Consider the following 13,836-nt stretch of genomic DNA (forward strand, 5'->3'; position numbering starts at 1 on the left):
GTTTCATTTAACCTATCAAATCAAGAGAGGGGCTTTGACTATGAACGAAGAGCAACGACTTGCTGGACAAGTTCCATTGGCTAAAGAGAAAGACTATAGTCAGTACTTCCAATCCGTGTATACACCGCCATCTTTAAAAGAAGCCAAAAAGCGTGGTAAAGAGGAAATATTTTATCATGTTGACTTTGCAATAGATGAACAATACCGCGGTATGGGGGTAGGACGGAAATTTTACATAAGAACATTCGGCTGTCAAATGAATGAACACGATACAGAAGTCATAGCTGGTATTCTAGTGGGACTTGGTTATGAATCGACGAATGACGTTAAAGATGCTGATGTTGTCCTTCTAAATACGTGTGCAATACGAGAAAACGCTGAAAATAAAGTGTTTGGTGAACTTGGCCATTACAAGTCACTAAAAATTGACCGACCTGATATGCTCATAGGTGTTTGCGGCTGTATGTCGCAAGAAGAATCTGTAGTAAATAAAATTCTGAAAACCTATGACCAAGTAGACATGGTATTCGGTACGCATAACATCCACCGGTTACCTAGCATTTTAAATGAAGCGTATTTATCAAAAGAGATGGTAGTTGAAGTGTGGTCTAAAGAAGGGGACATCATTGAAAACCTTCCAAGAGTTAGAAAAGGGTCCATTAAAGGCTGGGTCAATATAATGTATGGCTGCGATAAATTTTGTACGTATTGCATCGTTCCTTATACACGTGGGAAAGAGCGGAGCAGACGACCAGAAGATATCATTCAGGAAGTACGCCAACTTGCTGCAGCGGGTTATCAAGAAATCACGCTACTTGGTCAGAATGTTAACGCCTATGGGAAAGACTTTGAGGATGGCGAGTATCGATTAGGTGATCTAATGGATGAATTGCGTAAAATTGATATTCCACGTATCCGTTTTACGACGAGCCACCCACGTGATTTTGATGATCAGTTAATTGAAGTGCTAGCTAAAGGCGGCAATTTAGTTGATCATATCCACCTTCCTGTTCAATCAGGATCTACGGAAATTTTGAAAATCATGTCCAGGAAGTATTCTAGAGAGAGCTTTTTGGAATTGGTTTCAAAAATTAAACGTGCAATTCCGAACGTTACGCTAACTACTGATATTATTGTCGGTTTCCCAAATGAAACAGAAGAACAGTTTGAAGAAACGATTTCCTTGTATAAAGAAGTCGGATTTGACATGGCCTTCACATACATTTATTCTCCTAGAGAAGGGACGCCGGCTGCAAGAATGCAAGATAATGTATCAATGGAAGTAAAAAAAGATCGTCTTCAGCGTTTAAACACCGTCGTCAATGGTTTATCAGCAGAAGCATTGAAACCGTATAAAGGGAAAGTAGTCAATGTTTTAGTTGAAGGTGAAAGTAAACGGAATAAAGAAGTGCTTTCAGGCTATACCGAGAAAAGTAAATTAGTTAACTTCCGAGCACCGGCTTGTGTGATAGGTAAGATCGTGCAGGTTCGTATTACTGATGCGAAGTCTTGGTCACTAGACGGAGAGTATATTGGAATATTAGAAGAGGAAAAGGTGATGTCATAATGGAAAAATTATACACGAAACAGGATATTATAGAAAAATCAAGAGAGCTTGCACATATGGTTGCAAATACGGAGCAAGTAGAATTATTTAAAAAGACAGAAGCGCACATTAACGAAAATCAGAAAGTTAGAGAAAAGATTGCGAGCTTGAAGTCTTTGCAAAAGCAAGCTGTCAACTTCCAAGAGTATGACAAAGAGCGGGCACTTGGCATTATTGAAAAGAAAATTGAGCAGATTGAAAACGAAATAGATGAAATACCGTTAGTTCAAGAATTCAAGCAGTCTCAAAATGACGTAAATGACCTGCTACAATTGATTGCAAACACAATTTCTAACCGGGTAACAGATGAAATTATCGAATCTACTGGTGGAGATGTGTTAAAAGGACAGACAGGATCTTACGTACAAAGCACGCAGCATAAGCCTTTGTCTTAACTTTTCAATCGGTGGAGAATATTTCTCCTCCGATTTTTTCACTTTCTGGGCTCCTGTTGCATAGGATGTAAAGAAGTCCACGAAGGAGGAAGAAAACTGAAGAATCTACGACAAGTCGTTACGAAGGCAGTTATTGCAAAAGGAAAGCAACGCACAGAAAAAGAAGTGGTGCTTACCCCGCCAAACCGTCCGTCCAGCATTCTTGGCTGTTGGGTCATTAACCATACCCACAGCGCCAAAAAGTCGGGTTCATCAATTGAAATATCTGGTAAATTCGATGTCAACGTCTGGTATTCTCATCATGATCACTCTAAAACTTCAGTATTCACTGAGACTGTGACGTACAAGGACACAATCCGTTTACGCTATCGCGATGAACCGTCCTCATCGAAAGAGGAAATTCGAGTGGAAGTATTGCAACAACCAAACTGTACAGAAGCTATCATTTCAGATTGCAAAGAAAAGTTTTTAATTAAAGTGGAACGGGAGCTTGTTGCTGAAGTAATCGGTGAAACAAAAGTTATGATTACCGTGCATCCAAATGATTTCGAAGAAGATTGGTCATTTGATGAAGAGTCTTCGCAGCATCAAAGCCACGCGAATGAGGGAAGTTCACGGTCAGGAAAAGATAGCTCTACATTTTAAAAGCCGAAGCATGTTTTCGGCTTTTTTTCTTTTTTGATAATAGGATGAGTAATACTTTCATGAACGAATCAGATTAACATCTGTTATACTAATGGAATACTATTTAGGCTGTGAGGGAAGTAGAATGACAACACATACTCCAATGATGCAACAATATTTAAGTGTGAAATCTCAATATGAAGACGCCTTTCTATTCTTCAGATTAGGAGATTTTTATGAAATGTTTTTTAACGATGCTACTGAAGCATCTCACATATTAGAAATTACATTGACAAGCCGTGAAGGTGGGGAATCAGGTAGAATCCCAATGTGTGGTGTTCCGTATCACTCAGCACAAGGTTACATAGAAACACTAGTAGACAAAGGCCATAAGGTCGCTATTTGTGAACAAGTAGAAGACCCGAAACAAGTAAAAGGAATCGTTAAACGGGAGGTTGTCAAAGTGATCACTCCCGGAACTATTACAGAAGGAAAAAACATTGATGCACATTCCAATCACTTTATCGGATCCTTCGACCGGATTTCAGAAAACGTATGTGCGTTTGCGTATGTTGACCTTGCGACCGGTGAGGGCACTGTTGAACAAATCCAAGGTGATGAAAGTGCGTTAGCTACAGCTATTGAATCACTTGGTATGAAAGAAGTCGTTGTCGATGAGCAGATGCAGCTTATGCTCGGAGATAGTTGTCAAAGTAAAGGAATCGTTCTATCCGTTTGTGATCTTGAATTATATGAAACGCACGGAAGAGAATTGTTCGATGACATTCCTGAAGCGTCAACAGGTGCATGTAAGCGACTGGTTGCATATCTTCAGCAAACTCAAAAAACGAGTTTACAACATTTACAACCGTTCAAATTTTTATCACGGGAAGCTAAATTGACAATCGATGCAAACTCTATGCGGAATTTAGAACTTGTTCAGTCGATTCGGACTGGCGGAAAAGAAGGTACCTTGTTTTGGTTACTTGATGAAACCAATACTGCAATGGGCGCACGAAAGTTGAAAACATGGATCCGACAACCGTTAGCTGATCAGCTTGAAATCGAGTATAGGTTAGACACCGTATCTGAACTAATCGACGCTTATTTTTTGCGAGATGACTTGAAACAAGCCTTGCGAGAAGTATACGATTTGGAACGTCTAGCAGGGCGCATCTCTATGGGCAGTGCAAGTGCGCGTGATCTAGCTCAATTACGTAATTCACTTAGAACAATACCTATGCTTAAAGACCAGTTATCCCAATCAGGGAAGCCTTATTTAATAGAATTCTCAAGACGAATTCATCCTTGTGAAGATCAGTGTGCAGTGCTTGAAGCCTCTATCGCTGAGTCTCCACCACTCTCAGCAAAAGAAGGCGGCGTCATTAAAGATGGGTATCATGAGAAATTAGACACCTATCGGGATGCCTCAAGAAACGGTAAGCTTTGGCTTGCTGAGTTGGAACAGGAAGAACGTAAGCGCACAGGTATTAAAGGCTTGAAAATCGGCTACAATCGTATTTTTGGCTATTACATTGAAATTACAAAATCCAATTTGCATCTTGCCGACCTTAACCGCTATGAACGCAAACAAACATTAGCAAATGCGGAACGATATATAACTCCCGAGCTGAAGGAAAAAGAGGAACTGATTTTGAGTGCTGAATCAGAAAGTTTAGATCTAGAGTATAGATTATTCGCAGAAATACGCGAGCAAATGAAACAAGGAATCGAACAAATTCAGCAACTTGCTTCCGTTTTAAGTGAACTGGATGTATTGCTTGCATTTGCTGAAATATCAGAAGCTCAAGGGTACGTAAAACCGATATTCTCTATTGATAAAGCGCTTGAAATTAGAAATGGTAGACACCCAGTCGTTGAGAAGATGATGGACCACTCCCTATACGTTCCTAACAGTTGTAAGTTAACAACGGATGCCAATATGCTGTTGATCACTGGACCGAATATGTCTGGTAAAAGTACTTACATGAGACAAGTAGCATTAACAGTTGTCATGGCTCAAATTGGCTGCTACGTTCCATGTGAACTTGCCTCACTACCGATTACAGATCAGATTTTCACGAGAATTGGTGCGGCGGATGATTTAGCTTCAGGACAGAGTACCTTCATGATGGAAATGTTAGAGTCTCAGCAAGCAATTGCACACGCTACTAATCGAAGCTTACTTTTATTCGATGAAATCGGTAGAGGAACATCCACATACGATGGAATGTCTTTAGCTCAAGCTATGATGGAGTATATCCATGACAAGATTGGTGCAAACACATTATTCTCTACGCACTACCATGAATTGACGGCTCTCGACGAGCAGTTGGAACGACTGGCAAATGTGCACGTAGCAGCGATGGAGCAAGAAGGCAAAGTAGTATTTCTCCATAAAGTAATGTCAGGACCTGCGGATAAAAGTTACGGAATTCACGTTGCGGAACTCGCAGGTTTGCCTACTCCGTTATTAGAAAGAGCAAGGGAGTTATTACTAGGATTTGAAAGCCAAAAAACATCTAGTAAACCAACACTTCCTTCGAGCGAACAAATTAGCTTTTTTGACCTTCAGGCTGAAGAGAGCCAGAAAGAACAACCAGTAGAACAACCAGTAGAACAAAATGAAATTATAGAGCAACTGAAGACAATTGACTTAGCCAATACAACTCCACTTCAAGGATTGCAGTTGTTATTTGAACTAAGAGCAAAATTGAAGTAAGAAAAGAGGGATTACGATGGATATTATTAAAGTGATGGACGAGCCGCTTGCTAACAAAATTGCAGCAGGAGAAGTCGTCGAGCGGCCTTCATCCATCGTAAAAGAACTTGTTGAAAACTCAATCGATGCAAAAAGCACTACGATAGAAATCACACTTGAAGAAGCTGGACTTACAAGTATCCGTATTACAGATAACGGCAAAGGTATGACGACAACAGATGCAGTTCGGTCTTTTGAACGCCATGCAACAAGTAAAATTGAGAACGAGCACGATTTGTTCAGAATCCGGACACTCGGATTCCGGGGCGAAGCCCTTGCGAGTATTGCTGCTGTTTCCAAAGTACATCTTTGGACATCTGACGGGGTAAATGGAACCGAGGTCGATATCGAAGGTGGAAAGGTATTGAATCATTGTGCAGCAGCACTCCGTCAAGGAACCGATATTACTGTTTCTCAAGTGTTCTATAATACACCCGCACGATTGAAGTATATGAAAACGATTCAAACCGAAATCGGTCATACGATTGACTTGGTCAATCGACTTGCTATTAGCCATCCGGACATTTCATTTCGTCTTTCGCACGGTCAACAAGTATTGTTGAAAACGTCAGGTTCAGGCGATTTGCTTCGTGTCCTGTCTGATGTTTATGGGATGGCGGTCGCAAAGAAGATGATTCCATTCCAGGCGGAGAATGCTGATTATAAAGTAAGTGGCTACGTTACGTTACCGGAAATGACCCGTGCATCTAAAAATTATATGACGGTTCTCATCAACGGAAGGTGGGTAAAGAGCTATACAGTGAACAAAGCAGTGCTCGAAGCACTCCATACGTACTTACCCATCGGTCGATTCCCCATTGTTGTCTTGCAAGCAGAAGCCGACCCTTATTTAACAGACGTTAACGTTCATCCTTCAAAACAATATATTAAAGTGAGTAAAGAAGGCGAGCTCCTAGCTGCTGTTCGTGAAGGTGTACATGCTGCAGTGAAACGTGCAATTATTGTTCCAGACGCTGTTGTTAAAGAAAAAAAGAAAACAGCTACGCCGAGCGTCCAAGAATCATTTTGGAAGCGACCAGAACGGAGTACAACTGCAGTGTCAGAAGATATTGCATCGAGTGACTATAAATCACAACCATCTTCATCGTGGCGGGTAGAGGAAGATTCAGTTAAAGAGGTAGACCTTACAGACTCTGCAGGTCTGTCATCAAGAAATTCAATAGAAACAACATACGATGAGAGTGAAATCCATCTTCAGCCAAACTCAGAATTCCTGGATGAATTTATAGAACAGCCAAAACAAGAATCCTTATTTCCAAAACTCTTGCCTGTTGGACAAGTACACGGAACTTATATTGTTGCCCAAAATGAAGATGGATTTTATATGATTGACCAACATGCTGCTCAGGAACGTATAAAATATGAATACTTCCGAACTAAAATTGGTGAAGTCGATCATAAGGAACGACAACTATTGTTAATGCCTTTAATATTTCACTACTCAGCAGATGAGCAACTAAAAATTGAGGAGCGGCTTGATGCGTTGGAAGATGTGGGTATCTATCTGGAGCAATTCGGACCTTCTTCATATACAGTGAAAGAATACCCTTCATGGTTTCCAGCAGCAGAAGCCTCATCAATTATTGAAGATATGATCGAGCAGGTCCTTCATACACGTAAAGTTAATATAGCAAAGTTGCGAGAAGAAACGGCAATCATGATGAGTTGCAAAAAATCGATAAAAGCAAATCATCATTTAACTATGGAAGATATGAACCAGTTACTAATGGACTTAGGGAAAATGGAAAACCCATATACGTGCCCACATGGACGACCTGTATTGATACATTTCACAACGTATGAGCTGGAAAAAATGTTTAAACGAGTGATGTAAGCGAGGAGGAAAACGGATGAAAGAAAAATTACTCACTATGTCAGATGGCGTTGTATTAGATACTTATTATACTGGACCAATATCAACGCCTAAAGGCCATGTCCATCTAGTACATGGCATGGCAGAGCACATTGGGCGATACGATGAAGTTATGAGTACTCTAGCCAAAGCAGGATACGTTGTAACTGGTTATAATCAGCGTGGTCATGGTCAACGTGCGTTAGATAAGCATCAGCTGGGTGACTTTACAGATGCCGTCACGTTTGATCGACTTGTTGAAGATGTGCGAGAAGTGAAGGATGCCTATAAAGTAGAGTATCCAAATCTCCCTATAATTTTGTTTGGGCATAGTATGGGATCGTTCATCGTACGTCGTTTTTCACAGAAATATGGGAACGAGATTGATGCGCTAATCTGTTCAGGAACAGCTGGGAAGCCAGGTCTGACACGAGTTGGTGGTAGTGCACTTGCCTCGATTTTGTCCATGAAAGATGGTGCTCATGCACCGAGTAATCTTCTCGATTCAATCGGATTCGGAGGCTATAATCGAATGATTTTAAATCCTGAGACAAAATTTGATTGGCTTTCTTCGGACAAAGAAACTGTGGCTAAATATATAGAAGATCCACTCTCAGGAGCAATTTCGTCAAATCATTTTTTTCAAGTATTATTTGATGGCTTGAAGTTGATAAGTAAACCTTCTTCATATCAGTCTGTTCCTAAAGATTTGCCTGTGCTGATGTTTTCAGGTACAGATGATCCTGTTGGAAATATGGGTAGCGGAATTTTTGAAGCGGCAAATTTATTTAAAGATGCAGGAGTCAAATCAGTTACGGTAAATCTCTTTGAAGGAGTCCGTCATGAATCGTTACAAGGACCGTCGAGGGAACCCGTTTTGAAGATGGTGCAGAATTGGATGGCTTCACTATGAGTGCGTTAACGGAAGTGCTGGCAATTGCTGGCCCAACAGCATCTGGCAAGACAGCATTAGCTGTAGCACTCGCACATTGTCTTGACGGAGAAGTGATCAATGGAGACGCTATGCAAGTCTATCGGGGGCTTGACATTGGTACAGCTAAAATTACGAATGAAGAGATGGAGGGAATTCCTCATCATTTGTTTGATATTAAATCTCCGATGGAATCCTTTTCAGCTGCAGAATATCAAGCAATTGTCCGTGCAAAGATTTTTGAAATCCAAAGTCGCGGAAAACTTCCAATTATAGCTGGAGGAACTGGACTTTACTTACAATCTGTGTTGTTTGACTATCGCTTCACTGAAGCTGCGGCTGATATTGAAGTACGAGAGCGACTTGAGCAAGAGCTATTAACGGAAGGTACCGAAGTTTTATACAATCGCTTGAAGACACTAGATCCAGTTAGTGCTGAAAAAATTCATCCGAATAATCATCGCAGACTTGTACGGGCTTTAGAGATTATTGAAGTGAGCGGTGTGACTAAAGCCAATCATGAGGCGAATCAAGGAACAACGCCGATGTACCATTCTTTTATAGTAGGACTCGATCTGAAAAGAGAGATTTTATATGACCGAATTGATCGTCGTGTCGACCTGATGATGGAAAAAGGACTAGTTGAAGAAGTCACCGGATTGTGGGAACAAGGGGTCCGTGACGTTCAATCAGTCCAAGCAATTGGATATAAAGAATTGTACTTAACTATTACGGGCGATTTGTCTAAAGAGGACGCAGTTGAGCTTATTAAAAAGAACACACGTCATTATGCTAAACGACAGATGACCTACTTTCGGAATAAGCTGGATGTCCATTGGTATGATGCAACAACTGAGCGAAATCAGCTTGTTCAGAAAATATATACTGAAGTAAAGGACTTTCAGCAAGTCGTAGCGAATACAAAAGGCATGCATTAATTGCGAATAAGAACTGTAGGAGGAGTATGTGCGATGACAAATGCGAATATGCAGGACACATTCCTGAATTCACTTAGGAAGAATAATACGTTTGTAACCATATTTTTAACAAACGGTTTTCAGTTAAAAGGAATGATTAAGTCGTATGATAATTATACTGTTCTACTAGAGTCAGACGGCAAACAACAGCTTATTTATAAACACGCGATTTCTACGTACGTTCCTGCGAAACCGGTAATCTTGAAAGATGAACAATAAAAAAAGGCCAATCGGCCTTTTTTATTTTGACAACAATGAACGTTGTGGTAGCTGCCAATGTAATTTAATCGATAGCATGCGAAGCGCTGCAGTTACAGCGAGAAGGATATACAAAGTGGCATCATGTACATACGTATCAAATCCAACTATAAGTCCAGCAAGAGCTGCCCAAACTGCATAAATATCACTTTTAAAAATAAGTGGCTGCCTACCCGCAAGTAAATCACGAATTACGCCACCACCAGCTCCAGTTAGAACTGCTGCTGCCACTATGGCAAAGAGAGACATCTCTAGCTCCACAGCCATCAGTGCCCCTTGAATTGCGAATGCAGCTAATCCAATAGCATCAAAATAAGAACCCCAGCGATTCCAGGTTTTCAGTAAATAACCTGAAAAGAAAAAAATGACTGCAATTAGAACCGATGCTACTGCAAAGAGCATTTCTTGTCCCCATAGAACAGAAACTGGGACACCTATAAATACATTACGAACCGCTCCACCCCCAAATGCGGTCACCATTCCAAGTATATAGACTCCAAACATATCAAAGTCTTCTTCCATCGCAACAATCGCACCTGAAATCGCAAATGCGGCAGTTCCGATTAGACTAAATACATCCCATGTCACTTCAATGTAACCTCCGTTCAACTCACTTCAATAGTTTAAGAATGCTTCTTCCGTTTACCGAAGCCGTTCTACCTGCTAAAATGAGCAGTGAACCTATGGTATAGATTGGAGCATCCTGAATGAGTATACAGCAATTAAACGATGAAATCTTAAATCGTGCAGAAAAAATCGAAAATGAACTTCTACCCTATGCAAAAGCAACGGAGCGCATTGCGTTCCTCAACCAGAAAAAGGTGCTAGCAGCCTTCAGAAAAAACCGTGTGAGCGACTTTCATCTAAAAGGGTCTACAGGGTATGGATATGATGACGCGGGTAGAGAAGTGCTCGAGCAATTATATGCAGACGTCTTTGGTGCTGAAGCGAGTCTTGTTCGTGGACAAATCATTTCAGGAACGCACGCGATAGCGATCAGTCTCTTCGGCATATTACGCCCCGGAGATGACTTACTGTATATTACCGGTCAGCCCTACGATACATTGCAATCGATTGTTTCTGGAGGGGACCAAGACACAGGTTCTTTAAGGGATTTTAATATTGGATATCACCACGTAGATCTTTTAGAAGATGGTCGTGTAGATTTCGATGAGGTCGAAAAACGTATAACACCTCAAACTAAAATGATCGCAATTCAGCGCTCTAGAGGATATGCAGACCGTCCTTCATTTACGGTGGCTGAAATTAGCGAGATGGTTAAGTGGATCAGAGCAAAACACCCAGATATGATAATCTTCACGGATAACTGCTACGGTGAATTCGTGGAAGAATTTGAACCTACGGATGTAGGGGTTGACCTTATGGCGGGTTCATTGATTAAAAATCCGGGTGGCGGACTTGCGCGAACGGGTGGCTATATCGCCGGCAGAAAAGATTTAATTGAAAAATGTGGATACAGAATGACTTCACCTGGTCTAGGTGCAGAAGCAGGTGCTTCTCTGGATACATTAAGAGAGATGTACCAAGGCTTTTTCCTCGCACCACATACAGTCAGCCAAGCTGTAAAAGGCGCTCAATTCACAGCAGCTATGTTAGAATCTTACGGACTGGTGACATCTCCTCATTACGCCGCCACACGCACAGACCTTATACAATCTGTGTCATTTAAAAATGCGGAGCAAATGATTGCATTTTGCCAGATGATTCAAGCAAACTCACCGATTGATGCACATGTAAGCCCAGTACCGTCGTATATGCCTGGTTATGCAGATGATGTAATTATGGCAGCAGGGACATTCATCCAAGGCTCGAGTATCGAGCTGACAGCAGATGGCCCAATTCGTCCGCCATACACAGCCTACGTACAAGGCGGGCTTACGTATGAGCATGTAAAAGTGGCTATTCTATCTTCAGTGGAGCGACTGCTAGAACTTGGTTTGATTAAACCTTAACGGCTTATTGGCTAGCCGCTCATAAAGTTGACGGAACGCTCATCATTCCCTGCAATAGCTCATAACTATCGAAAAGTGCTCTTAAATCATAAAAAGTGCTCATAACGATGAAAAAGTGTTCATATTGCTAAAATTCCGCTCATAAACTTAGAGTAAACGCTCATAAAATTATCAGTTGAACAATACTTTGCTGGAATATAGCTCAATTAAAAAACTGCGTAGATGTCAGATTTCATGACATCTACGCAGTTTTTTTGAACTCAGTGGATAGTTCTGTATACACCGACCACTTTGCCGAGAATTGAAACGTTTTCAATAATAATTGGATCCATTGAAGAATTCTCAGGTTGCAAACGAAAGAAGTCTTTCTCTTTAAAGAAACGTTTAACCGTCGCCTCATCTTCTTCTGTCATTGCTACTACGATTTCTCCGTTACTTGCAGTTTGTTGTTGTTTAACAACTACTCGGTCACCGTTTAAAATCCCAGCTTCAATCATACTATCTCCGACAATCTCCAACATGAACAAATTATCTTCTGAAGTTCCAAAAGTATCAGGAATCGGGAAATATTCTTCAATGTTTTCAATTGCAGTGATTGGTAATCCGGCAGTAACTTTACCCACTAAAGGGACGTGAACGACGCCAGTTTTCAATTCATCCATTCCATCTTGATGCAAGATTTCAATTGCGCGTGGTTTAGTTGGGTCTCGTCTAATAAGACCTTTACTTTCAAGTCTTGCAAGATGACCATGAACAGTTGAGCTGGAAGCAAGTCCGACAGCTTCACCGATTTCTCTAACGGAAGGTGGATACCCCTTTTTTTGTACTTCATCTTTAATGAAAGTAAGTATGTCTTCCTGTCTTTTTGAGATCTTTTTCAAATGTGTTCACCTCTTCACTATTTTCGCAGCGGACGTCGCTCTGCGGAGTGTTTCTATGAAAATAGTATAACAGGTGTTCGTACACAAAGCAAACAAAGGTTCTAATTTTAGAGTTGACACACAAACCTTTGTTCGCATATAATCGAATTATCGAAGCGAACGTATATTCTGAAAGGGGAAATTATTTATGACAGTTATCCAGAAGAATAAAAACATCATAGCAGCATTTGTATTATTTACAGTTTTGACTTTCGTACTTATTCAAAAATTTTCATTACCACAGGATGTCATTGAAATAACAATAGTAGAAGGAGATACTCTAACTCAACTAGCCGAGCGATATTCAGGAGACATTCCTTCCGAGCGGTGGATTCGTGAAGTAGCGATGCTGAATAATTTATCTGATTCTGATATTATAGCAGGTGACGAACTTAAATTGCCTGCATATTTCAATGCAGAGTTTGATGAAAATCGATTGGTTTTGGCAGAGGATGGGGAATAATGGGTAGTAAAGGTAACTGCGTACTTTATTGTCGAGTGAGTACTGAAAAGGATACGCAAGAGTTGTCACTATCACGTCAATATGAAGAACTTGTGAACTTAGCTAACACACTAGATTTTCAAATAGCAGAATCATTCACAGATCGACATAGTGGATATGAATTAGATCGTGAGGGGCTTCTGGATCTTCTTGATTATATTAAAGAAGAATCCATAGACGCTGTACTTATACAAGATGAAACGCGTCTTGGCCGGGGGAATGCAAGGGTAGCGATTTTGCACTTACTTGCGAAAACAAACACCTCCATTTTCACGAATCATGACAGTGGACCGCTCGAATTAAATGAGATGGATTCTATGTTACTGGAGATTCTTGCAATAGTAGAGGAATATCAAAGGAAATTACATAATGCAAAAATTAGAAGAGGTATGAAGCGGGCAGTCGAAGCTGGTTACCGTCCAGAACGGAATTTACGCAACCAAGGAAATGCAGAAGGACGGGAACGGATTGAAACACCTGTTCAGGAAATTGTGTCTTTGCGTGAGAAGGGTCTTACGTTTGAAGAGATTACATCTGTGCTGAAAGGTCTCGGACATCATGTTAGTAAAGCTACCGTTCACCGGAGATATCAGGAGTATATTGCAGAGCATGAAGGCTAATTGGTTGCACTTCTGCTCTTTTTTGTTTACGTTCTAATTGACGAAACTGTATTGGAGGGAATGTAATGTTAGAAGAAAATAAAATCAAACGAATAAATGAACTTGCGAAAAAAGCGAAATCTGATGGACTTTCTATTGAAGAAGCAAAAGAGCAATCTCAATTGCGCAGCGAATATTTAAAGACATTTCGCTCAACGATGAGAGATACAATTGAAAATGTTAAAGTTGTTGATCCTGATGGGAATGACGTGACTCCTGAAAAGGTGAAAGATGCTCAGAACAAAAAGTTTTTGAACTGAGAATAAAGAGTGCTTTTCTGACCGCAGTTTGTATTCCTGCGGTTTTTTCATTACAATGAATGAGGAATCTAGTTAAACTATCAGAATTCGAAAGGGT

At 40.6% G+C, this 13,836-nt stretch carries 14 protein-coding genes; 12 read left to right on the top strand and 2 right to left on the bottom strand.

The window, feature by feature from the left end; all coding sequences use genetic code 11:
* Window positions 1-40 precede the first annotated feature (40 nt).
* From miaB to hfq, 8 genes are all read left to right on the top strand, one after another.
* Complete coding sequence (gene miaB / locus ACRPI0_RS04240; RefSeq protein ID WP_432355041.1) at window positions 41-1,567, top strand: tRNA (N6-isopentenyl adenosine(37)-C2)-methylthiotransferase MiaB; 1,527 nt, start codon at window positions 41-43, stop codon at window positions 1,565-1,567.
* Window positions 1,567-2,001, top strand: coding sequence for a RicAFT regulatory complex protein RicA family protein (locus ACRPI0_RS04245; protein ID WP_432355042.1), 435 nt, complete (start codon window positions 1,567-1,569; stop codon window positions 1,999-2,001). The genes miaB and ACRPI0_RS04245 overlap by 1 nt, the downstream gene beginning before the upstream one ends.
* 165 nt (window positions 2,002-2,166) lie before the next feature.
* A complete protein-coding gene (gene cotE / locus ACRPI0_RS04250) occupies window positions 2,167-2,646 on the top strand; it encodes an outer spore coat protein CotE (protein WP_432355043.1) in 480 nt (159 codons plus the stop codon).
* Window positions 2,647-2,770: 124 nt separating this feature from the next.
* A complete protein-coding gene (gene mutS / locus ACRPI0_RS04255; protein ID WP_432355044.1) occupies window positions 2,771-5,347 on the top strand; it encodes a DNA mismatch repair protein MutS in 2,577 nt (858 codons plus the stop codon).
* Window positions 5,348-5,363: 16 nt separating this feature from the next.
* A complete protein-coding gene (gene mutL, locus ACRPI0_RS04260) occupies window positions 5,364-7,241 on the top strand; it encodes a DNA mismatch repair endonuclease MutL (RefSeq protein ID WP_432355045.1) in 1,878 nt (625 codons plus the stop codon).
* Window positions 7,242-7,257: 16 nt separating this feature from the next.
* Complete coding sequence (locus ACRPI0_RS04265; protein WP_432355046.1) at window positions 7,258-8,172, top strand: alpha/beta fold hydrolase; 915 nt, start codon at window positions 7,258-7,260, stop codon at window positions 8,170-8,172.
* Entirely contained in the window at window positions 8,169-9,128 is a 960-nt protein-coding gene (miaA, locus tag ACRPI0_RS04270) for a tRNA (adenosine(37)-N6)-dimethylallyltransferase MiaA (protein WP_432355047.1), read from the top strand. Before ACRPI0_RS04265 ends, miaA begins: the two co-directional genes overlap by 4 nt.
* Window positions 9,129-9,161: 33 nt before the next feature.
* Complete coding sequence (gene hfq, locus ACRPI0_RS04275) at window positions 9,162-9,386, top strand: RNA chaperone Hfq (protein WP_432355048.1); 225 nt, start codon at window positions 9,162-9,164, stop codon at window positions 9,384-9,386.
* Window positions 9,387-9,407: 21 nt separating this feature from the next.
* Here hfq and ACRPI0_RS04280 read toward each other — a convergent pair whose 3' ends face one another.
* Window positions 9,408-10,013, bottom strand: coding sequence for a trimeric intracellular cation channel family protein (locus ACRPI0_RS04280; protein ID WP_432355881.1), 606 nt, complete (start codon window positions 10,011-10,013; stop codon window positions 9,408-9,410).
* Window positions 10,014-10,132: 119 nt separating this feature from the next.
* On the opposite strand from ACRPI0_RS04280, the gene ACRPI0_RS04285 reads away from it, so the two are divergent.
* Window positions 10,133-11,398, top strand: coding sequence for an aminotransferase class I/II-fold pyridoxal phosphate-dependent enzyme (locus tag ACRPI0_RS04285; protein ID WP_432355049.1), 1,266 nt, complete (start codon window positions 10,133-10,135; stop codon window positions 11,396-11,398).
* Window positions 11,399-11,658: 260 nt separating this feature from the next.
* On the opposite strand, the gene lexA is transcribed toward ACRPI0_RS04285, so the two are convergent.
* Window positions 11,659-12,279 carry a transcriptional repressor LexA gene (gene lexA / locus ACRPI0_RS04290; RefSeq protein ID WP_432355050.1) on the bottom strand — a complete coding sequence of 207 codons (621 nt, stop codon included), beginning with the start codon at window positions 12,277-12,279 and terminating at the stop codon, window positions 11,659-11,661.
* A gap of 187 nt (window positions 12,280-12,466) precedes the next feature.
* Here lexA and yneA point away from each other — a divergent pair, with 187 nt between their 5' ends.
* The 3 genes from yneA to ACRPI0_RS04305 all read left to right on the top strand — a co-directional run bounded on the left by yneA (window position 12,467) and on the right by ACRPI0_RS04305 (window position 13,739).
* A complete protein-coding gene (gene yneA, locus ACRPI0_RS04295) occupies window positions 12,467-12,781 on the top strand; it encodes a cell division suppressor protein YneA (RefSeq protein ID WP_432355052.1) in 315 nt (104 codons plus the stop codon).
* On the top strand, window positions 12,781-13,440 hold the full coding sequence (locus tag ACRPI0_RS04300) for a YneB family resolvase-like protein (RefSeq protein WP_432355053.1): 660 nt from the start codon (window positions 12,781-12,783) through the stop codon (window positions 13,438-13,440). Before yneA ends, ACRPI0_RS04300 begins: the two co-directional genes overlap by 1 nt.
* Before the next feature lie 65 nt (window positions 13,441-13,505).
* Window positions 13,506-13,739, top strand: a complete 234-nt coding sequence (locus tag ACRPI0_RS04305; protein ID WP_432355054.1) for a DUF896 domain-containing protein — start codon at window positions 13,506-13,508, stop codon at window positions 13,737-13,739.
* Window positions 13,740-13,836 lie beyond the last annotated feature (97 nt).

Origin of the sequence: Sporosarcina sp. A2 (assembly GCF_050858885.1) — a bacterium.
In the GTDB taxonomy this organism is placed as follows: domain Bacteria; phylum Bacillota; class Bacilli; order Bacillales_A; family Planococcaceae; genus Sporosarcina.

Bases quoted from the DNA above. Each gene is read 5' to 3' on its own strand.
- ACRPI0_RS04305 (WP_432355054.1), top strand. From the start codon at position 13,506: ATGTTAGAAGAAAATAAAATCAAACGAATAAATGAACTTGCGAAAAAA.
- miaA (WP_432355047.1), top strand. From the start codon at position 8,169: ATGAGTGCGTTAACGGAAGTGCTGGCAATTGCTGGCCCAACAGCATCT.
- ACRPI0_RS04265 (WP_432355046.1), top strand. From the start codon at position 7,258: ATGAAAGAAAAATTACTCACTATGTCAGATGGCGTTGTATTAGATACT.
- miaB (WP_432355041.1), top strand. From the start codon at position 41: ATGAACGAAGAGCAACGACTTGCTGGACAAGTTCCATTGGCTAAAGAG.
- mutL (WP_432355045.1), top strand. From the start codon at position 5,364: ATGGATATTATTAAAGTGATGGACGAGCCGCTTGCTAACAAAATTGCA.
- ACRPI0_RS04285 (WP_432355049.1), top strand. From the start codon at position 10,133: ATGAGTATACAGCAATTAAACGATGAAATCTTAAATCGTGCAGAAAAA.
- ACRPI0_RS04300 (WP_432355053.1), top strand. From the start codon at position 12,781: ATGGGTAGTAAAGGTAACTGCGTACTTTATTGTCGAGTGAGTACTGAA.
- hfq (WP_432355048.1), top strand. From the start codon at position 9,162: ATGACAAATGCGAATATGCAGGACACATTCCTGAATTCACTTAGGAAG.
- yneA (WP_432355052.1), top strand. From the start codon at position 12,467: ATGACAGTTATCCAGAAGAATAAAAACATCATAGCAGCATTTGTATTA.
- mutS (WP_432355044.1), top strand. From the start codon at position 2,771: ATGACAACACATACTCCAATGATGCAACAATATTTAAGTGTGAAATCT.
- ACRPI0_RS04245 (WP_432355042.1), top strand. From the start codon at position 1,567: ATGGAAAAATTATACACGAAACAGGATATTATAGAAAAATCAAGAGAG.